This is a genomic window from Sphingomonas sp. FG14, assembly GCF_057809675.1.
Window position 1 is genome coordinate 1199859 of record NZ_JBMDKK010000001.1, and the last position, 20149, is coordinate 1220007.

The following is a 20149-nucleotide window of genomic DNA, read 5'->3' on the forward strand; positions in this document are numbered from 1 at the left end:
GCCGGGCGATTGCGGGCGATTCCGGTTGCGCGCCCCTGGGGTGCGTGCCCCATGTGCCCGCATTCAGGCATCACAGTCGGAGAAGGCGCATGCAGGTCGCGCGGCTAGGCTATCTCGGAATCGCAACCAACAGGCTCGACGCGTGGCGGACGCTGGCGACCGACATATTGGGCGCGGAGATCGACGAGCGCACGGAGCGCGGCGCGCGAACGCTGGCGCTCAGGCTCGATACGCATCCCTATCGCTATCTGCTGATCGAGAGCGATGACGAGACCCCGCCTTTCGCGGGCTGGGAAGTCGACGATGCCGCCAGCTTCGATGCGCTGGCCGAAAGGCTGCACGCGGCCGGCGCCGAGCCGGAGGCTGCCGGCCCCGCCGAATGCGCCGCGCGCGGCGTCGCCGGGCTGCTGCGCTTCCGCGATCCGGACGGCTATCCCAACGAACTTTATCACGGCGCGATCCCGGGCACCGCGCCGGCGCTGCCGCATGGCGGCTTCGTCACCGGCGAACTCGGCATCGGCCATGTCATGCGCCACTGCGCGCATTATCCCGAAGCCGTCGCCTTCTACCGCGACGTGCTGGGCCTGCGCACATCGGACAAGATCGTGTGGGACGGCGCCGATGCCACCTTCATGCGCTGCAATCCCCGCCATCACAGCCTGGCGCTGATCAACGAGTGCCTGGGCATGGCATCGGGCGACACCAACCACATCATGTTCGAGATGCGGGTGCTGGAGGATGTCGTCACCGCATACGACCGTGTCCTCGCGCGCGGCGATCCGCTGATCATGACATTGGGCCGCCACAGCAATTGCCGGACCATATCCTTCTATTTCGTCGGCCCGTCGGGCTTCGGCATCGAGATCGGCCACGGCAGCACGCTGGTCGAGGACGAAGGCGCATGGGCCGTCCGCGAATACGACACCACCAAGATCTGGGGACACTTGCTGCCCCATGAACGCCTGAAGGAGTTGATTTGATGGAGACCATTGCAACGATCGACCGCGCCGGCCGCATCGTCGAGATGCCCGCCGGAAACGCGATCGAGCGCAGCCGGCCCGAAAGCCGCTATCTCGATGCCGGCGGCATCATGACCCATTATGTCGAGATGGGCGAAGGCATGCCCACCATCTTGATTCATGGCGGCGGCGCGGGCGCGGACTGCTGGGGCAATTGGCGGATATCGATGCCGCTGTTCGCGGAGCGCTGCCGCGCGATCGCGATCGATCTGGTCGGCTTCGGCCGCAGCGACGTGCCCGATCCCGCGCGCTTCGCCTATTCGCAGGACGATCGCGACCGCCAGCTTGCCGAATTCATCGTCGCCCTTGGCGCCGGCCCGGTGAACCTGGTCGGCAATTCGACCGGCGGCCTTACCTCGATCGGCGCGGCGCAACTCGTGCCCGAACTGGTCAACAAGGTGATCCTGATGGGCAGCGCCGGGATCGAGACCGGCATCATCACCCCGCTCAAGGCGCTGACCGAATATGACTTCACCGAACAGGGCATCAGGCGGATCATCGGTTCGCTCGCCAACCCCGCTTTCACGGTCAGCGACGATCTCGTCGAATATCGCCATCGCCTGTCGGTCGATCCGGAGACGCGCAAGGGCTATTCGGCATTCATGGGCTGGATCGGTTCGCAGGGCGGCCTGCACCGGCCGGAGGAATTCATCGCGGCGCTGAAGCATGAAACGCTGGTCTTCCACGGCAAGGACGATGCGGTCGTACCGGTGGAAAGCGCCTATCGCCTGCTCGAACTGATCGAGAACAGCGCGGGCTACATCATGCCGCATTGCGGGCATTGGGCCATGATGGAATATCCGGAAGCCTTTGCACGCCACTCGCTGCGCTTCCTGTTCGACGATTGATCCCATCTGCCGGTTCCCGGACCGGCCGCCTTCCGCTATCGGACGGCGATCACCGGACCGGGAACCGCGAACGACGCATGGACATGACCATCCCCGACACGGCCGAGGCGCTGCGCGCCCGGCTGACCGAACAGGGCGTCGCCCTGCCTTGCGAAGACGCCGAAGCGGTCTGGCGCGACTGGCAGGTGATCCTGACCTTCCGCGACGCGATGCGCGAACAGGACGCGGCGGAGCGCCGGCCATGACCAATGCCGCCGTCGAAGCCGCGATCGCCCGGCTGCCGGAGGCGGCTGCCAATGGCTGGCTCGCGCGTCCGATCGCGCCGGTCGAGGCCAAGACGTCCGGCACCGGACCGCTTGCCGGGCTGCCCTGGTTCTCCAAGGACCTCTTCGCGGTCGAGGGGCTGACGACGGTCGCCGCATCGAAGGCGCTGGCCGACGATCCGCCGGCCGAGCGAGATTCCTTCGCGGTCGCGCGGCTGCGCGAAACCGGCGCGGCGCTGATTGGCACCACCAACATGGATTCGCTTGCCTATGGCTTCGTCTCGCGGACCGAGCTTTACGGCACCGCGCTCAATCCGCATGACCCGACCCGGTTGTGCGGCGGATCGTCGGGCGGATCGGCAGCGGTCGTGGCCGCAGGCATCGTGCCCTTCGCGCTCGGCACCGATACCAGCGGTTCGGTCCGCGTTCCCGCCGCCTTGTGCGGCGTCATCGGCGTCAAGCCCAGCCTGGGACGCTTCAGCAAATCGGGCGTGCAGACGCTTTCACCCAGCCTGGACCATGTCGGTTTCTTCGCCGACACGCTCGATCGCGCCCGCCAGGTCTATGACGTGCTCGACGCACCCGACCCGGACGATGCCGAACAGCGCCGGTTCGCCGACAGTGATCCGGCGGCGCCGCGCAAGATCGGGCTGCTCGGCGGGCATTTCGCGGACAATATGGAGCCGGTGATCGCCGAAGCGATCGGCGAAGCCGCGCATGCGTTCGACGCAGAACCCGTCGAAGCCCCGCTCAGCAGGCGCGCCCGCGCGGCGGCCTATACGATCGTCGCGGCGGAAGCCGCGCGGACGCATGCCGAACGGCTGCGCACGCGGCGCCACCTGTTCGATACCGCGATCCGCGACCGGCTGACCGCCGCCCTGCTGATCCCCGACGCCTGGATCGCCGAAGCGCGTGCCGTCGGCGCTGCGTACACCGCCGAGTTCGATGCCTTGTTCGAACGCTTCGACATGCTGATCGCGCCGACCGTGCCCTGCCTGGCGCCCCCGGCCGAGGACGCGCTGGCGATGCTGCCGGGAACCAATATTCCCCTGCGTGCCGCGCTTGGCCTCTACACCCAGCCGATCTCGCTGCTGGGGCTGCCGGTGATCACCGTGCCGCTGGCGACCTCGACCGGATTGCCGACGGGCATCCAGTTGATCGGGCCGATGGGCGGCGAAGCGCGGCTGTTCGCCGCCGCCGCGCGGCTGATCGAAGGATGCCGGATCGCGGCAGCGGCTGCCGGAACCCGTTAGCGCTGCCAAAAGCCATCGCGCTAAATCCCGGGCATTGCCCAAGGGAGCAGCGCCATGACAGAGCCAGAGCATCGTGCGGAAAAGTGGGAACCGGTTTTCCGCGAAGACGATGCGACCACAAACATCCAGAACGGGTTGCGCCATCCAAAGATCGCGCAACCCGTTCTGGCCGCGATCAATAGCTATCGGCCGGGCACGATCCCGCCCAATTTCGACGGGCCGTCCGACCATACAGATTTGCGCGAAGCCGTTCTCGAACGCGTGCTCGATCGGTTCGGCTTCTCGACCCGCCCGGATCCGACGCGCGAGACGCTCGACGCGATCGTCAAGCAATGGTCGCGGCAGATCGGCTACGACAATGTGCTGAAGCGCATTTATATCGTCGAGCGCCAGACCGGCGCGTTTCCGTCGCAGGATCCGAACGAATTCTTCTCAGCCTGGCTGGAGCACGGCGTGGCCGCCGGCTGCTGGCCATCCGCCGAGGCGATGTACGGCCTGCTCGCATTGCTCGGCTTCCGCGTCTCACGGCTGGCGGGCACCATGCCCGAAGTCCCCGATCCGCTGCTGCCCGCGCATGGCGGGCTCAACGTCACCATCGACGGGCGTATCTATCGCGCCGACCCCAGCTTGGGAGCCGAAGCCGCGCTGCCGCTGATCCCTGGCGAACGCACCGCGCAGAAAAGCCAGGCGCACGGCATCTGGTGCGAGGGCGATGGCGTGGTCTGGTGGCGACCCGGTCATATGCGCAACCCGCTGTCGACAGTGATGTGGCTGGAGGATCTGAGCCCCGCATTCTATGCCTATCGCAACGAGGCGACCAAGGCCTTCAGCATCTTCAATCACTCGCTGTATGTCCGCAAGAATCGCGACGATGGCGTGCTCACCTTCGGGCGTGGCGCGCTGATCACGGTCGATCCACTGGGCAATCTCTCCGCAACGCCGGTCGATCCCACGGACGCGCCGTCGATCCTGGTCGAACGACTCGGCCTGTCCGAAGCGATCGCCGCGCGCGTGCCGATCGCCGACGATGACGGGGCCGGCTTCGCATGAGTGCGCCGTGCAAGGTCGAAGAGGTGCGCATCACGCTCGCCCCCCGCGTCGAGCGCGACTGGAGCCATCTCGTCCAGCCCGATCGTATCCATCAATCACTCTACACCGATCCGGCGCTGTTCCCGCACGAGATGACCAAGCTGTTCGGAGGGCTGTGGACCTATCTCTGCCACGAAAGCGAGCTGCCCGCAGCCAACGCGTTCAAACGCGTCCGCCTGGGCCTGCGCCCCGTGGTGATGACGCGAGACAAGGGCGGCACCATCCATGGCCTGTTCAACCGCTGCGCGCACCGCGCCGCCACCATCTGCCAGGAGGATACTGGCGCCGCCGCGCGCTTCACCTGCCCCTATCATGGCTGGACCTATGCCAATGACGGGCGGCTGATCGGCGTGCCGTTCGACGAAGGCTATGGCGATGCGTTCGACAAGTCGCTGCACGGCCTGCGCCGGATTCCGCGTATCGAGGCCTATCGCGGCTTCGTCTTCGGTACGCTCAACCCCGACATGCCTTCGCTCGCCGATCATCTCGGCACCGCGACCGAACTGATCGACGAGTTCATCGGCCGCGCGCCGGGCGGCGAGATCGTGCTGGGCGCCGGATCGTTCCGCGGTGTCTTCGGCGGCAACTGGAAGCTCGTCTTCGACAATGCCGCCGACGGCTATCATCCAGCCTTTTCGCACCGTTCGATCATGGACATGACGCGGATCCGCAACGGCGGCGACAAGGGCGGACGCCATTTCGCGACCAATCCCGACACTTCGCCGATGTATTGCAAGGCCTATCCCAACGGCCACGGCCTGCTGCACCAGCGACCGGGCATGGGCAATTCCTTATGGGATCGCGTCCGCCCAACACCGGGATCGGAAGCGCAGGTGACGAGCCTGGTCGCGCGGCTGGGTGAGGACGGCGCCCGCGCCGCGCTGGAGGGCGTGCCAGGCGGTGGGATCAATCTCAACATCTTCCCCAATCTGCTGCTGATCGGCAATCAGGTGCAGGTGGTCGAGCCGCTGGCGCATGATCGCACCCAGCTCACCTGGTATGCGACGACGCTGAAAGGCGCCGAGCCCGAGGTCAACCAGTTGCGCATGCGCGTCGCCGAGGATTTCCCGGTCCTGGGCGAGACCGATGATCTGGAGATGTTCGAGCGCTGCTGGGAAGGCATGCGCGCCGAGGAAGCCGAATGGGTGCTGTGCGGGCGCGGCAGCCACCGCGCCGATGCCGACACGCTCGATCCGGTGACCGGCGTGCGCACCGTACCGCCCACCGACGAAGCGCCGATGCGCAATTTCTATCGGCACTATGCCAATGTCATGTCCGGGGAGACCAAGCTTGTCGTCGCTTGAAAAGGGCCCGCAATTCGCGCGCTATCTCGATGATGCGCTCTACGACAGACTCGCGGGGATGCATGGAGAACTGGCGGGCCGTCCGCCCATGGACGATGCCACGCTACGCTTCGAGGCGGAGTCGTTCCTGAACCATGAGGCGCGGCTGCTCGACACGCGCGATTTCAGCGCCTGGCTCAGCCTGTTCGCGGAGGAACTGGTCTACTGGCTGCCGCAGGACGAGGCTTCCGATCCGCGCGGATCGGTCAGCCTGTGGCTCGACGACCGACGCCGGCTGGAGGATCGGCTCGTGCGCTTCGGCACCGGCTTCGTCTACAACCAGATCCCGCATCGCCGGCTGCGCCGCTGCATATCGAATATCGAGGCCTGGCAGGACGGCCTGGAACGGCGCATCCTCAGCAACCAGATCGTCTTTGAACATCGCAAGGGGCATGGTGTTCAGCAGCATGTCGCGCTGGTCGATCATGTGCTGCGCCGTGAGGATGGTCGGTGGAAGATCGCGATCAAGCGTGCGCTGCTGATCAACGGGCTGGATGGCTATGACATCCCCACCTTGTTGTGACGCTTCCTGACCACCCAAATCTTCTTATCATTCCCGCGAACTCGGGAATGACAAAGGGAGGACCCCTACCCCCGCCGCAACGTCTCCGCCGGCGACGCGCCGAAACGGCGGCGGTAGAGGCTGGCGAAGCTGCTCAGGTGATGGAAGCCCCAGTGATTGGCGACCGAGGTCACGGTCGCGCCCGGTGCGCGTTGCGCCAGATCCTGGCGGGCGCGCTCCAGCCGCAAATTGCTGAAATAGGCCATCGGGCTCGCGCCCCTGAAATCGCGGAAACCGTTGGTGAGCGATCGCCCGCTGACCCCAGCATGCGCCGCGATCTCGTCGAGCGTCAGAGGACGTTGCAGATTGGCGTGCATATAGGCTTCGGCGCGCCGCACATAATGGGGCGCCGCCGGCGAAACCGGCGGGTTGACCAGCGCATGATGACTGCCCGACTGGCCGATCAGCAAGGTCGTCATCACCAGCCGCGAAAGCTGGCCGATCCCGGCCGAAGTGGTGCACAGCCCCGCCGGCGAAAGCGCGTCGGCATCGATATAGCGCAGCAGCGACACCAGCCGCTGGCCGGCGGGCGTGGACAGATCGAGTTCCGCGTCGAAATCGATCTGGCGCTGGAGCGGCAGCCCGGTCAGTTCCTGATAATGGCTCTCCAGCGCCGCCTTGGCGATCTTGATGCCGAGCACTTCGCTGTCCTCGCGCCAGCGGAAACGCGCCGGCCGATCGGGCAGGCAGATCGCGGCGCGGTGGCCGCCCACCGACAGGGCGCGATCCTTGAAGGCGATGTCGCAGGCGCCGCCGATATTGATGTGGACAATATAGAAGGTTCCGAACGGGCCCGGATCGATCAGCACATCGGCGCCGTAGCGCAGATAGAAGATCGAGACCTCGCCCAGCGCGATCTGGTTCATCCGGCTGTCAACCTGACGCTGCCCGCCGGTGAAGCGGAGCGCGTGGCTTTTCAATTGCCGGCCGATCAGTTCGCGCGCCTCGCCCGGATCGCGGGTGGCGAGTACCGGCCGGGTCTCCAGTGGCAAGTGGCCCTGCGGAAACATCTTCCCCTCCTTGCTGGCCGCCTGACGGCCGCGTGAAATGTGAACCAGGAAGCGTCGAACTTAAACAGCCAAATTTAACTTTGCAAGAAAGCTATTTTAGATATGAATATCGATGCCGCGATCACCTTCATGCAGCGCGACATGCCGGGGGAGAATGCGGGGCTGGATGATCTCCGGCGATGGGTCGACGGACTCGGCGCGGGATCGATCGCGCCCGACCATGTGCATCACGAGGCCGTTATCGGCGGCGTACCGGTCGCGCATTTCCGTCCCCCGAACAGCACGGCGGCCGACGCCGTGCTTTATCTGCATGGCGGCGCCTATATGGCGGGGTCGGCGGCGTCGCATGGTGCCCTTGCCGCCTCGCTGGCCGTGGCGACCGGCGCCGAAGTGCTGCTGCCGCTATACCGGTTGGCGCCGGAGCACCCCTTCCCCGCCGCGCTCGACGATGTGACCGCCGTCTATCGAGATCTGGTCGCGGCCGATCGCCGGGTCAGCCTGGCCGGAGATTCCGCGGGCGGCGGGCTCGCGCTGGCACTCGCGCTCGATATCAGGGACCGGGACGAAACGATGCCCGCCAGCCTGTCACTGATCTCGCCATGGACGGATATGACGTTGAGCGGAGGATCGATGACCCAGCGTGCCGCGATCGACCCGATGGTCACCGAAGACGCACTGCGGGCCGCCATCGTCAGCTATGCGGCGGGTCGGCCGCCAACAGACCCCTGCCTTTCCCCGCTTTTCGCCGGTCTCGATGGCTTGCCGCCGATGCTGATCCAGGTGGGCGAACGCGAGCGACTGCGCGACGATGCCGCGCGTCTGGTCGAAAAGGCGTGCGCCGCCGGATGCGCAGCCGATTATCGAGAATGGCCGGACATGATCCATGTCTGGCACCTGTTCGGTCGCTACCTTCCCGAAAGCGGGCAGGCGATCGCCGAACTGGCCACGCATATCCGCCGCCACGCGCCGGCCTGACCGGCCATTCCACGCTTCAAAGCGCGAAGCGGGAGGTCATGTCCGCAAAGCACGCGATCCGATCTTCGCTCTAACCCTCCCGCCGCAGCGCGCAGGCAGGAGAAGCAGCGATGGACATGGAGATCGGCATCGAGAATTGGCCGATGCACACCCCGTTCCGCATTTCTGGCATGACCTTCACCGATGCCGAACTGCTCGTCGTCCGGCTGCGCGACGGCGCAGCGGTCGGGCGCGGCGAGGCATGCGGCGCCTATTATCGCGGCGACGGCCCCGATCGGATGCGCGACATGGCGGAATCAGTGCGGGCGGTGATCGAGGCGGGCGCGAACCGGCATGACCTTCAATCGCTGCTGCCCGCATGCGGCGCCCGCAACGCGCTCGACTGCGCCATGTGGGAACTGGAAGCGCGACGGGTCGGCCGCCCGGTCTGGGCTCTGGCCGGCCTTTCGGAAGCAAGGCCGCTGCCCACCGTCTTCACCATCGGCGTCGACACGCCGAATGCCATGGCGCTGCGCGCGAAGGCGATGACCCATGCGACCGCGATCAAGCTCAAGCTTTCGGGCGATGGCGAGGACGCCGCCCGTATCCGCGCGGTGCGCGCGGAACGGCCCGACGCGTGGCTGGCCGTCGACGGCAATCGCGGCTTTTCGATCGACACCATCAATGCGCTGATGCCAGAACTCGACGCGGCGTGTGTCGCGCTGATCGAGCAGCCGCTGGCGATCGGCGCCGAAGCAGACATGGCCGGCCTCGACGGATCGATCGCCACCGCAGCGGACGAAAGCGTTCAGGACATCGAGAATCTCGAGGGGCTGATCGGCCTGTTCAACATCGTCAACATCAAGCTCGACAAATGCGGGGGCCTCACGCACGCGCTGGCGATGGAGCGGCGTGCCCGCGCCCTCGGTTTCGGCGTGATGGTGGGAAATATGACGGGCACCTCCTGGTCGCAGGCCCCGGCCTTCATCCTCGGCCAACGCTGCGACTATCGCGATCTCGACGGCCCCACCTTTCTGGCGGCGGACCGCGATCCGGCGCTCTGGTATGCGGAGGGCATGGTCCATTGTCCCGAAACCGTCTGGGGCGGGCCGCACTGATCGCGGATGTACCGATATGAGAAGCCATTGATCCCGATTGTAAAGATCGACGCGGCTGCCGGTTTATCGCAGACGAGGAATCCGAACGATGGAGATGAAGACAATCATGGATGCGCACACCGTTTCCGTCAGCGATGCGGACGCCTTTTCGATCGGCCGATTCGATGCGCATGGGCAGGCCGCGCTCGCGGCGTCGGGTGACGTTTCCACCCGCGAACTCGTAGAGGCCGCGATCCTGCGGATCGAAAAGCTCGATCCCATCCTCAACGCGATCACCTTTCGCGACTATGACCGCGCGCGCCAACGCTCCGCCATGGCGGAAGGGCCGATGGCCGGCGTTCCCTGGTTGATCAAGGAGGGCCTGGACTATCCAGGCATGCCGAGCCGCGCCGGTTCGCGCTCGAGGCGCGATGCCGGGCCGGGCACGATCGCCTTCGATTACAGCAAGGCGTTCGACGCGCAGGGCATCGTCGCGCTCGGCAAGACCAGCGCGCCCGAATTCGGCCTGTTGCCGACCACCGAACCGCTCCTGTACGGCCCGACGCGCAATCCCTGGGCGCTGGACCGTTCGCCGGGCGGATCATCGGGCGGTGCGGCCGCGGCGGTAGCATCGGGCATGGTGCCGCTGGCCCATGCCGCCGATGGCGGCGGATCGATCCGCATTCCGGCAAGCTGTTGCGGGCTGGTCGGCATGAAACCGGGACGCGGCGGCAACCTGCGCGCGCGCGACCAGCATATCATCGACGACCTGCTCGCCTGCGATACGCTGCTTTCCCGATCGGTGCGCGACGTCGCCTGGGCGACTGCCATCGGCGCCGGGCGGCCCCAAGGCGTCACCGGCCCCGACAAGCGCCGACTGACCATCGCCGTGATCGCTGAATCGCTCGACGGCACGGCGCCATCGCCTGACGTGGCCGATGTGCTGGAACGCGCGGCGGCGCTGTGCGGCGCACTTGGCCACACCATCGTCGTCCGCGCGATGCCGGTCGACGGCGCCGCGATTGCCGCCGCGTTCAGGACGATCTGGGGTTTCCTGGCGCGCGACGTCGCCGCGACCACGATCGCGCGCATCGGCGCGGATGAAGCCGAAAGCCTGCTCGAACCCTGGACGCTCGACCTCGCCCGCTGGAGCGCCGGAATCACGCTCGACGACGTCGACGCGATGTACCGTCAGGTCGGCGCGGCGGCGGCGGCCATGGCCGAATTCTTCATGCAGCACGACGTCATCCTCTCCCCCGTGCTCCGTCATCCGGCGGTCCGCATCGGTGATCTGGCGCCGAGCTGCGCATTCGAAGCGCTGATGCCACGGATGTTCGATTACGTGTCCTACACGCCACTGCACAATCTCAGCGGCAATCCGGCGATCTCGCTGCCGCTTTTCACACCGGCGGACGGCGTGCCGATCGGCAGCATGTTCGCCGCCGCGCGCGGACAGGAAGACCTGCTGCTCGCCCTTGCCTATGAACTGGAAGCGGCGGCCCCCTGGGCGGATCGATGGCCGACGCATTCGATCGCTGGGCTGGCGCCTTCATCCGGCGCGTCATAGAGCATTGGCGGTATGGGCATGGACGATCTACGCGCGCTTCACGAGCGCAACGGCCCCGATTTCGATCCTGGGAAAATGATCGATGCGCGCGAACGGACGCGCGCCGCGATCGATGCGATCGCGCAAGGCGTCGCACCGGGCATGGCGGAGGAGCATGCACAGGCGCATGCGCGCGCTGTCCTCAAGGCGATGGGGCTGCTGCGCGGCTGGCACGGCATAAAGCTCCGCTTCGGGCGGAACACGCTGAAGACCTTCAGCGAAGCCTCCGAGCCCGCGACGGTGCTGAGCGCGAACGACATCTTCTTCATCGATATCGGCCCGGTCTGGCAGGGTTATGAAGGCGATGGCGGCGACACCTTCGTCATCGGCGACGATCCTGACATGCGGCGCGCGGCGATCGATGTGCGCGCGATCTTCGACACGTCGCGCGAACGCTGGCTTGCCGACGGGTTGAGCGGCGCCGATCTCTACCGCTTCGCATCGACCGAAGCCGAGCGGCGCGGCTGGCGCCTCAATCTCGACATGTCCGGCCACAGGCTGTCGGATTTCCCGCATGCCGTGAAGCATGACGGCGCATTGATCGACAGCGGCTTCTCCCCCTCGCCCGGTCTTTGGGTGCTCGAAATCCAGATCCGCCATCCCGAGCGCCCGTTCGGCGCCTTTTTCGAGGACTTGCTGCTCGGCTGAGGTCGCGGCGATCGACTGTGGCCAAAGCGACACGGCGGGCGCGCATCGTTCGCCGTGCTGACACCGGGCGCATCTTAACGATTGCACTTCGCCCTGAAATCCCGAACAATTCGGCATCCTCCTCAAGGAGAATGCCGCTTATGGCGCCAGTCAAGGTCGACCCCGAAAAGCTTTTCGAATTCGCGGACGAACAACGCTTCAACGACTGGCTGAGCAAGCATCACGACACCGCCGACGAGGTCTGGATCCGGATCTACAAGGCCGATTCCGGCCTGGCGACGATCACTCCGAAACAGGCGATCGACGTGGCCTTGTGCTGGGGCTGGATCGACGGGCTGCGCAAAGGGCTCGACGACACCAGCTTTCTGCAACGCTATACGCGGCGCCGGCCGCGCAGCATCTGGAGCAGGATCAACGTCGACAATGTCGCGCGGCTGATCGAAGAAGGCCGGATGACCGAGCATGGCCTGGCGCAGGTCGAGGCAGCGAAGGCCGATGGCCGCTGGGATCGCGCCTATGAAAGCGGCCAAGCGATGACGATCCCGGAGGATCTGCAGGCGGCGATCGATGCCGATCCCGCCGCCAGGGAGATGTTCGCCCGGCTGAACGCACAGAACCGGTTCGCGCTGGCCTTCCGAACGCGCAATATGAAGACCGCTACGGGCCGTGCCAAGAAGATCGAGACGTTTGTGCAGATGCTCCGGCGCGGCGAAACCATCTATCCACAGAAGAAGAACTGACGCGGAGGCTGCGCGACCGCAGGCATGGTGACGCCCGGCGATCGCGCAGCAAATCCAGTCAGGCGGCAGCCATGGCCGGCGGCGTTCCGTCCTTCTCGGTCGCCCGGCCGTTCCCCGGCCGCTCGCCCACGCGCGCCAGATAGGCATCGAGCTTCTCGCTCACCGGCACATGCTGCCGCGCCCAGCCCAGGCTGCTACCGACCATCACATCCACCGCCGTAAAGCGATCGCCCATCAGATAGGCTCCCTGCTCCAGCGCACCGAACAATCGAGCGATCGCAGCGTCATAGCGCGCTTTCGCCATCGCATCGCTTGCGATCTCGCCGCTGATGGCGCTCCACAGCACGGGCTCCAGCTCGCCCGCGACCCATGCCAGCCAGGTCAGATAGGCGCCACGCTCCGCGGAGCCGATCGGCGCGCCGAGCCCGGCCTCGGGAAACAGATCGGTCAGATAAAGCGCGATGGCGAGCGACTCGGTGACAAGCACATCGTCGTGTCTGAGCGCCGGAACCTTGCCGTCGGGGTGCGGATTGCCCGGATCACGTGCGCCCGATCCGTCGCGGCGGAGAATGTCGCAATAGCGGATCTCATAATCGACACCCAGTTCCTCGAGCAGCCAGACCAGCCGGCCCGAGCGCGACCAGGGAGCGTGGAACAATGTCAGCATGGCGATTCTCCGTGTTCAGCCGGCGGCGGGATGCGGCGGCCATGGGGATTGACTACTGACATACTGCTGACAGCATGATGTCAGCAGCGGTGAGATAAGAGGAAAAGATGAGGCGTGCCGACCGACTGTTCCAGATCATCCAGATCCTTCGCCGGACGACGCGGCCGATCACCGCGGAAACAATCGCCACCGAACTCGAGGTCACGAAGCGCACCGTCTATCGCGACATCGCGACACTGATGGGCCAGCGCGTGCCGATCCGTGGAGAAGCGGGATTGGGCTATGTGCTCGACGGCGGCTTCGACATGCCGCCGCTGATGCTGACCTCCGACGAGATCGAGGCGGCGGTGCTCGGCGCGCAGTGGGTTGTGGCGCGGGGCGATCCGGCGCTGGCGCGCGCGGCGCGCGACCTGATCGCCAAGATCGCCGCGACCGTGCCCGAGCAATTGCGACCGGTCATACTCGAGCCCGCCGTTGTCGTCCCACCGGTCTGGGACCGGGTGGCGGAGTCGATCGACATGGCCGCGATCCGCGCATCGATCCATGCCGGCCGCAAGCTCGGCATCGCCTATCGCGACCGCGACGACCAGGAGAGCCAGCGGACGATCTGGCCCTTCCTGATCGGCTATCGCGAAACCACGCGCATGCTTGTCGCCTGGTGTGAGTTGCGCGAGGATTTCCGAATGTTCAGGACCGACCGGGTGTCGACGCTGGAGTTTCTGGACGAACGCTATCCAACACGTCCGGCGCAGCTTCGTGCGCGCTGGTACGCGTTCATGCAGGCTCGTCGCCAGGAGTTGGACGAAACGGCCTGATCGCGGCCGAGGCCAGGTTGAATTCGTCCTATTTTGGACAAACAATATCCGCTCAGGACGGTTTCAACTTTAGACCCAATTGCGAAACCGAACGCGCCTGATAGAGATTGGATGGGGCAAAGAGGCGACACAGATGAAATCGGACGAACCCACGCTCGGCGACCTTCTGCGCGGATTGCGCAAGCGCAACGGCTGGACGGTGAAGGAAATGAGCGACAAGAGCGGCATTCCGCTCTCGACGTTGTCGAAGGTCGAGAATGGACGGCTGACGCTCAGCTACGACAAGCTGCAGCAGTTGAGCCGGCGCCTCAAGATCCGCATGTCGGAACTCTTTGCCGAGGGCGATGTCGAAACCGGCGCCCAACCCGCCTTCACCGCGCGCCGCAGCGTCGGCAAGCTCGATCGCGCGATCCGTGTGAACACCAGCAATTACGATTATCGCTATCTCTGCACCGAACTGCGCCAGAAGCGGATGATCCCGATCGTCATCCGCGTCCGCGCCAAATCGATGGTCGAGTTCGACGGCCTCGTCCGCCATCCTGGCGAGGAATTCACCTATGTCCTCAAGGGCCGGGTGGTCGTTCACACCCAGTTCTACGATCCCGTCGTGCTTGAGGAAGGCGAATCCATCTATCTCGATTCGAGCATGGGCCATGCCTATCTCGCCGCCGAAGATTGCGACGAGGCGATCGTGCTCGGCGTCTGCTCCAGCGCTGACGAGGATCTGCTCGATTCGCTGCTTGGCCAGCACGACGAGTCCGACATTACCCGGTGACGACGGTGCCGGCACGCTACGGCGCCAAATCAGGGAAGTTTTGAACGCTATTCACCCCGTATCGGGTCGGCGCGTTGATGTCTCGTCGACCGAAGCTCAGGTCAGTCCATGTTCCGGCGGAATATCGGACATCGGCCCTTCGGGCCGCTGCACCAGCAGGTCCGCGCTCACGCCGCTCTCATATCGCGCCAGCAACTGATCCGGATCATAGTCGATGCCGATCGGATTCGCGTCGAACGCCTCACTGGACATGAACGCGTTCGCTTCCTCGACCGTGCCGCAATCAACCTGGAATTCCATCCTGTTGCCATCGGGATCGCGATAATAGAGCGACAGGGTGATGCCGTGATGGACCGGCCAATAAGGCAGGATCCCGACGGCCTTGAGCCGGGCATAGGTCTTCATCAGGTCGCCGGCGTCCGCATAGGTATAGGCGACATGATTGACGCCGATATCGCCCCGCTCGCCGACATTCTCCGCCTCCGGCTTCAGCAGCGAGAGATTCGCGAAGGCGAAGCGATGATGCTCGTCATCATAGGTCAGGAAGGCGAGCGCGGGATTGCGGTGGACGATGTCCGCCTCGAACACCGTTTGATACCATTGGATCATCTCGTCGAAACGGCGCGTCTGGTACACGACATGCGCGAACTTGACCGGCTTTGTCATGCGAACTCCCCCTCGAATTGAGCGGGCTCCAACACCGCTCAGTCCTCGCGGCAGTCAATAGCATGGCAACGCGCTGAAGGCAGTGCCCGCGACACATTCCCTTTCGGGGCAATCGATTTTCCGTGGATGAATCGCCCCAGATCGGGCCGATGGAAAAATGGTGGAGCCGAGGGGGATCGAACCCCTGACCTCTACAATGCCATTGTAGCGCTCTCCCAGCTGAGCTACGGCCCCGTCCATTTTTCGCGCCGTGCCCTGGGGGGCTGCGGCGGTGAGGCGCTGCCTTTATGTCGGCTTCGCGCGCTTTGCAACTATCTTATTCTACCTTTTTCGACGTTCCGATGCAGGCGCCGACCGGATCGGCAAAATGCATCGGAACATCGCCTGTCCGATCAATTGTTGCCGTCGTCGTCGTCATCCGACGTGACCACGCCGAGATCGTCGTCACCACCCAGATCGACCTCGTCATCGGGCGAATCGCTATCCTCTTCGACGTCCAGATCCAGATCGTCATCGCCCAGATCGCCATCGACGGCCTTCTTGGTGTCGATTTCCTTCTTGGGGGCGTCGTAAGGCAGAGGCTGCTTCGACTTCAGGATAGGATCGGGCTCCCAGACGTTACCGCATTCGATGCAGGTGACGGGGTCGTCCTTGGTCAGATCGTAGAAGCGCGTCGCGCATTTCGGGCAAGTCCGCTTCGTGCCCCATTCAGGCTTCACCATGTGCCGCCTCTAACCTCCAGTAAAATGAAAGAAGCGGGCCCGCCGAAGCCGGCCGCCCGCCAATCGTCGGGCGCCTTGCCATAGCGGGACGCCGCTGTCAAAAGCCGCGACGATTTCCCTATCCCCCACCCTGGAAAAACCATGCACGCCGCCGCGCCTTCGCCTTCGTCCTTCTCCACATCAGGCGCGCTTCGTGGCCGCGTCCGCGTGCCCGGCGACAAGTCCATTTCGCACCGCTCGCTGATGCTGTCCGCGCTGGCCGTCGGCGAAAGCCGCGTCAGCGGCCTGCTGGAGGGCGAGGACGTGCTCGCCACTGCCGCCGCGATGCGGGCGATGGGCGCGGACATCGTGCGCGGCGATGACGGGCTGTGGCGCATCCATGGCGTCGGCGTCGGCGGGCTGCTCCAGCCCGGACAGGCGCTCGACATGGGCAATAGCGGCACCTCGACTCGCCTGCTGATGGGGCTCGTCGCCAGCCATCCGATCACCGCCACCTTCATCGGCGACGCATCATTATCGAAGCGCCCGATGGGCCGCGTGATCGAACCGCTCGGCCTGATGGGCGCGGACTTCACGTCCAGCCCCGGCGGGCGGCTGCCGCTGATGGTGCGCGGCCTGTGCCCCGCCGTGCCGCTGGAATATCGCCTGCCTGTCGCCTCGGCGCAGGTGAAGTCGGCGATCCTGCTGGCCGGGCTCAACACGCCGGGCATCACCCGGGTGATCGAGCCCGTGCCGACGCGCGACCATAGCGAACGCATGCTGCGCGGATTCGGCGCCACGCTCGACGTGACCGAAGGTGCTGACGGCGCCCGCATCATCTCGCTGGCCGGCGAAGCCGAGCTCAAGCCGCAGGCGATCACCGTGCCCGGAGACCCCTCCTCCGCCGCCTTCCCGCTGGTCGCGGCGTTGCTGGTGCCCGGATCCGACGTGGTGATCGAGAATGTCGGCATCAATGAGACGCGCGCCGGGCTGATCGGCGTGCTGCGCGAGATGGGCGCCGATATCGCGTTGCTGCACGAACGCATCGTCGGCGGCGAACCCGTCGCCGATCTGCACGTCCGTCATTCTTCCCTGAGCGGGATCGAGGTTCCGCCCGCGGTGGCGCCGTCGATGATCGACGAATTCCCGATCCTGTTCGTCGCGGCCGCGCTGGCATCCGGCCGCACCGTCATGCGCGGGCTGGACGAATTGCGCGTCAAGGAATCGGACCGGATCGCGGTGATGGCCGAGGGACTGTCCGCCATCGGCGCGCGCGTCGAGGAGTTGCCGGACGGCATGGTGATCGAGGGCACCGGCGGCGATCCGCTCGCTGGCGGTGCGACGATCGCCGCAAATCTGGATCATCGCATCGCAATGAGCTTCGCGGTCGCTGGACTTGTTTCGCGCCAGCCCGTCATTATCGACGACATGGCACCCGTCGCAACCAGCTTCCCCCAATTCACCGCGCTCATGACCTCACTCGGCGCGGAGGCCGCATGATCATCGCCGTCGATGGCCCGGCCGCGTCGGGCAAGGGCACCATCGCCCGTGCCCTCGCCAAACATTACCGCCTGCCGCATCTCGATACCGGCCTGCTCTATCGCGCGGTCGCGCACACGCTGATGTCGGCGCATGGCGATCCGGAGAATGAACAGGACGCGCTTGCCGCCTGCTCGTTCGAGGATCGGCTGCTCGACGAGCCGGTACTCAAGGGGGAGGAGACCGGGCGTGTCGCCTCGATCGTTTCCGCCCATCCGCTCGTCCGCGCCGCGCTGATTCAGCGCCAGCGCAATTTCGCGCGTCAGGCCGGCGGCGCGGTGCTCGACGGCCGCGATATCGGCACTGTGATCGCGCCCGAGGCCGACGCAAAATTGTTCGTCACCGCAACGCCGCAAACACGCGCGCGCCGCCGCCATGCAGAGATGCAGAAGGCCGGCAGCCACAAGAGCCTCGATTCGGTGCTGGCCGATATCCGCGCGCGAGACCGGCGCGATGCCGGACGCGAGATCGCCCCCATGCAGACCGCCCCTGACGCGGACTTGCTCGATACCAGCTATCTCTCTATAGACGCCGCCGTCCAGCGCGCGATCGCGCTCGTGGACGCCCGGATCGGCAGACGCCTGGCGAGCTGATCACGAGAGAATAAGAAGACGGCGCGAAGACTGGTTCGGCCAAGGCCGAACTCGTCCCCCGCGCCCTTTTCGCTTTTCCCTCAAGGGCGTCGACGTGCCGTTCGTTCGAAGGATGCCGCACCGGCATGGGGCCTGTGCGGCGGTTCTGGTCAAGACCGCCGGATACAACCGGCTGGCCGGAAAAATGGAAGACAGGAAGCACATATGGCCTCTACGGCATTTCCGAGCCGCGACGATTTCGCGGCCCTCCTCAATGAATCGCTCGGCGGCGAAGGCGAAAGCTTCGAAGGCCGCGTCGTCAAGGGCACCGTCACCGCGATCGAGAACGATCTCGCGGTCATCGACGTGGGCCTCAAGTCCGAAGGCCGCGTGCCGCTGCGCGAATTCGCGGCGCCGGGCCAGAAGGCTGATCTGAAGGTCGGCGACGAAGTCGAGGTCTATGTCGACCGCGTCGAGAACGTCCATGGCGAAGCGATGCTGTCGCGCGACCGCGCACGCCGCGAAGCCGCCTGGGACAAGCTGGAAGCCGAATTCTCCGAAACCGCGCGCGTCGAAGGCGTCATCTTCGGTCGCGTCAAGGGCGGCTTCACCGTCGATCTCGGCGGCGCCGTGGCGTTCCTGCCCGGCTCGCAGGTCGATATCCGCCCCGTCCGCGACGTCACGCCGCTGATGGACATCCCTCAGCCCTTCCAGATCCTCAAGATGGATCGCCGCCGCGGCAACATCGTCGTCTCGCGCCGCGCCATCCTGGAAGAGACCCGCGCCGAGCAGCGTTCGGGCCTGATCCAGACGCTGGCCGAAGGCCAAGTGATCGAAGGTGTCGTCAAGAACATCACCGATTACGGTGCGTTCGTCGACCTGGGCGGCATCGACGGCCTGCTCCACGTCACCGACCTGAGCTACAAGCGCATCAACCACCCGTCCGAGATGATCAACATCGGCGACACGGTGAAGGTGCAGATCATCCGCATCAACCGCGAGACGCAGCGCATCTCGCTGGGCATGAAGCAGCTCGAGAGCGATCCGTGGGATGGCGCATCGGCCAAGTATCCGGTTGGCGCCAAGCTGTCGGGCCGCGTGACCAACATCACCGAATATGGTGCGTTCGTCGAGCTGGAGCCGGGCATCGAAGGCCTTGTCCACGTCTCCGAAATGAGCTGGACCAAGAAGAACGTCCACCCCGGCAAGATCGTCTCGACCAGCCAGGAAGTCGAAGTCATCATCCTCGAGGTCGACGAAGACAAGCGCCGCATCTCGCTGGGCCTCAAGCAGGCGATCACCAATCCGTGGGAAGCGTTCGCCGCTGCTCACCCGATCGGTTCGGTCGTCGAGGGCGAAGTCAAGAACGCCACCGAGTTCGGCCTGTTCATCGGCCTGGACGGCGATGTGGATGGCATGGTTCACATGTCCGACATCGCATGGGGCATCTCGGGCGAGGACGCGCTCAACCTGCACCGCAAGGGTGAGGCCGTTCAGGCGATCGTGCTCGACGTCGACGCCGAGAAGGAGCGCATCTCGCTGGGCATGAAGCAGCTCGAAAAGGGCGCGCCCGCCATCGGCGGCGCTTCGGCCACCTCGGGTTCGAACCTCAACAAGAACGCGGTCGTCACCGTCACCGTTCTCGAGATCCGCGATGGCGGCCTCGAGGTTCAGGCGGGCGACGACGGCGCGACCGGCTTCATCAAGCGCACCGATCTCGGCCGCGACCGCGACGAGCAGCGTCCGGAGCGTTACCAGGTCGGCCAGAAGTTCGACGCGATGGTGACCGGCTTCGATCGTTCGAAGAAGCCCACCTTCTCGGTCAAGGCGATGCAGATCGCCGAAGAGAAGCAGGCGGTTGCGCAGTATGGCTCGTCCGATTCGGGCGCGTCGCTGGGCGACATCCTGGGCGAGGCCCTGAAGGCCCGCACCGAAGAGAAGAAGTAAGAAATATCGGAATGTCCCGGCGACGGCCGGGGCAG

At 65.6% G+C, this 20149-nt stretch carries 21 protein-coding genes and 1 tRNA gene; 17 read left to right on the forward strand and 5 right to left on the reverse strand.

All coding sequences use genetic code 11. The features are described from left to right. The first annotated feature begins 89 nt into the window (after nucleotides 1–89). From ACODTA_RS05760 to ACODTA_RS05790, 7 genes are all read left to right on the forward strand, one after another. Nucleotides 90–980 (forward strand): VOC family protein, encoded by an 891-nt coding sequence (locus ACODTA_RS05760; protein ID WP_489064851.1) that lies wholly within the window; start codon nucleotides 90–92, stop codon nucleotides 978–980. Then, on the forward strand, nucleotides 980–1867 hold the full coding sequence (locus tag ACODTA_RS05765; protein ID WP_489064852.1) for an alpha/beta fold hydrolase: 888 nt from the start codon (nucleotides 980–982) through the stop codon (nucleotides 1865–1867). The genes ACODTA_RS05760 and ACODTA_RS05765 overlap by 1 nt, the downstream gene beginning before the upstream one ends. Nucleotides 1868–1950: 83 nt before the next feature. Further along, complete coding sequence (locus ACODTA_RS05770) at nucleotides 1951–2112, forward strand: hypothetical protein (RefSeq protein ID WP_489064853.1); 162 nt, start codon at nucleotides 1951–1953, stop codon at nucleotides 2110–2112. Continuing rightward, complete coding sequence (locus ACODTA_RS05775; RefSeq protein WP_489064854.1) at nucleotides 2109–3383, forward strand: amidase family protein; 1275 nt, start codon at nucleotides 2109–2111, stop codon at nucleotides 3381–3383. Before ACODTA_RS05770 ends, ACODTA_RS05775 begins: the two co-directional genes overlap by 4 nt. 54 nt (nucleotides 3384–3437) lie before the next feature. Next, entirely contained in the window at nucleotides 3438–4433 is a 996-nt protein-coding gene (locus ACODTA_RS05780; protein WP_489064855.1) for an arylamine N-acetyltransferase family protein, read from the forward strand. After that, nucleotides 4430–5776, forward strand: a complete 1347-nt coding sequence (locus ACODTA_RS05785) for an aromatic ring-hydroxylating oxygenase subunit alpha (protein ID WP_489064856.1) — start codon at nucleotides 4430–4432, stop codon at nucleotides 5774–5776. Before ACODTA_RS05780 ends, ACODTA_RS05785 begins: the two co-directional genes overlap by 4 nt. Then, entirely contained in the window at nucleotides 5763–6338 is a 576-nt protein-coding gene (locus tag ACODTA_RS05790) for an aromatic-ring-hydroxylating dioxygenase subunit beta (protein ID WP_489064857.1), read from the forward strand. Before ACODTA_RS05785 ends, ACODTA_RS05790 begins: the two co-directional genes overlap by 14 nt. Before the next feature lie 65 nt (nucleotides 6339–6403). Here the strand turns inward: ACODTA_RS05790 and ACODTA_RS05795 are convergent, their stop codons facing one another. Further along, nucleotides 6404–7387 carry an AraC family transcriptional regulator gene (locus tag ACODTA_RS05795; RefSeq protein WP_489064858.1) on the reverse strand — a complete coding sequence of 328 codons (984 nt, stop codon included), beginning with the start codon at nucleotides 7385–7387 and terminating at the stop codon, nucleotides 6404–6406. A gap of 102 nt (nucleotides 7388–7489) precedes the next feature. Here ACODTA_RS05795 and ACODTA_RS05800 point away from each other — a divergent pair, with 102 nt between their 5' ends. From ACODTA_RS05800 to ACODTA_RS05820, 5 genes are all read left to right on the forward strand, one after another. Continuing rightward, entirely contained in the window at nucleotides 7490–8362 is an 873-nt protein-coding gene (locus ACODTA_RS05800) for an alpha/beta hydrolase (protein ID WP_489064859.1), read from the forward strand. Nucleotides 8363–8472: 110 nt separating this feature from the next. Continuing rightward, nucleotides 8473–9459 carry a dipeptide epimerase gene (locus tag ACODTA_RS05805; RefSeq protein ID WP_489064860.1) on the forward strand — a complete coding sequence of 329 codons (987 nt, stop codon included), beginning with the start codon at nucleotides 8473–8475 and terminating at the stop codon, nucleotides 9457–9459. Between the two features lie 88 nt (nucleotides 9460–9547). After that, a complete protein-coding gene (locus ACODTA_RS05810; protein WP_489064861.1) occupies nucleotides 9548–11005 on the forward strand; it encodes an amidase family protein in 1458 nt (485 codons plus the stop codon). A gap of 18 nt (nucleotides 11006–11023) precedes the next feature. Further along, a complete protein-coding gene (locus ACODTA_RS05815) occupies nucleotides 11024–11692 on the forward strand; it encodes a M24 family metallopeptidase (RefSeq protein WP_489064862.1) in 669 nt (222 codons plus the stop codon). A 140-nt stretch (nucleotides 11693–11832) separates the two neighbouring features. Continuing rightward, the gene (locus ACODTA_RS05820) at nucleotides 11833–12432 is read left to right on the forward strand and encodes a YdeI/OmpD-associated family protein (protein ID WP_489064863.1); all 600 of its coding nucleotides are present in this window, start codon (nucleotides 11833–11835) and stop codon (nucleotides 12430–12432) included. A gap of 58 nt (nucleotides 12433–12490) precedes the next feature. On the opposite strand, the gene ACODTA_RS05825 is transcribed toward ACODTA_RS05820, so the two are convergent. Further along, nucleotides 12491–13099 (reverse strand): glutathione S-transferase family protein, encoded by a 609-nt coding sequence (locus ACODTA_RS05825; protein ID WP_489064864.1) that lies wholly within the window; start codon nucleotides 13097–13099, stop codon nucleotides 12491–12493. 107 nt (nucleotides 13100–13206) lie between these two features. Here ACODTA_RS05825 and ACODTA_RS05830 point away from each other — a divergent pair, with 107 nt between their 5' ends. Continuing rightward, the gene (locus tag ACODTA_RS05830; protein ID WP_489064865.1) at nucleotides 13207–13914 is read left to right on the forward strand and encodes a helix-turn-helix transcriptional regulator; all 708 of its coding nucleotides are present in this window, start codon (nucleotides 13207–13209) and stop codon (nucleotides 13912–13914) included. Nucleotides 13915–14047: 133 nt separating this feature from the next. Then, the gene (locus ACODTA_RS05835; protein ID WP_489064866.1) at nucleotides 14048–14689 is read left to right on the forward strand and encodes a helix-turn-helix domain-containing protein; all 642 of its coding nucleotides are present in this window, start codon (nucleotides 14048–14050) and stop codon (nucleotides 14687–14689) included. 96 nt (nucleotides 14690–14785) lie between these two features. Here ACODTA_RS05835 and ACODTA_RS05840 read toward each other — a convergent pair whose 3' ends face one another. The 3 genes from ACODTA_RS05840 to ACODTA_RS05850 form a co-directional block, all read right to left on the reverse strand. Continuing rightward, nucleotides 14786–15355: a VOC family protein gene (locus ACODTA_RS05840; protein WP_489064867.1), complete on the reverse strand. Its 570-nt coding sequence runs from the start codon at nucleotides 15353–15355 to the stop codon at nucleotides 14786–14788. A 158-nt stretch (nucleotides 15356–15513) separates the two neighbouring features. Next, nucleotides 15514–15589: transfer RNA gene (locus ACODTA_RS05845), tRNA-Ala, on the reverse strand. A 158-nt stretch (nucleotides 15590–15747) separates the two neighbouring features. After that, nucleotides 15748–16077 carry an FYDLN acid domain-containing protein gene (locus ACODTA_RS05850; RefSeq protein ID WP_489064868.1) on the reverse strand — a complete coding sequence of 110 codons (330 nt, stop codon included), beginning with the start codon at nucleotides 16075–16077 and terminating at the stop codon, nucleotides 15748–15750. Between the two features lie 141 nt (nucleotides 16078–16218). On the opposite strand from ACODTA_RS05850, the gene aroA reads away from it, so the two are divergent. The 3 genes from aroA (at nucleotide 16219) to rpsA (ending at nucleotide 20114) form a co-directional block, all read left to right on the forward strand. Next, nucleotides 16219–17556, forward strand: coding sequence for a 3-phosphoshikimate 1-carboxyvinyltransferase (aroA, locus tag ACODTA_RS05855; protein WP_489064869.1), 1338 nt, complete (start codon nucleotides 16219–16221; stop codon nucleotides 17554–17556). Continuing rightward, on the forward strand, nucleotides 17553–18188 hold the full coding sequence (cmk, locus tag ACODTA_RS05860; RefSeq protein ID WP_489064870.1) for a (d)CMP kinase: 636 nt from the start codon (nucleotides 17553–17555) through the stop codon (nucleotides 18186–18188). Before aroA ends, cmk begins: the two co-directional genes overlap by 4 nt. Nucleotides 18189–18392: 204 nt before the next feature. Then, nucleotides 18393–20114: a 30S ribosomal protein S1 gene (rpsA, locus tag ACODTA_RS05865; protein WP_222988804.1), complete on the forward strand. Its 1722-nt coding sequence runs from the start codon at nucleotides 18393–18395 to the stop codon at nucleotides 20112–20114. Nucleotides 20115–20149 lie beyond the last annotated feature (35 nt).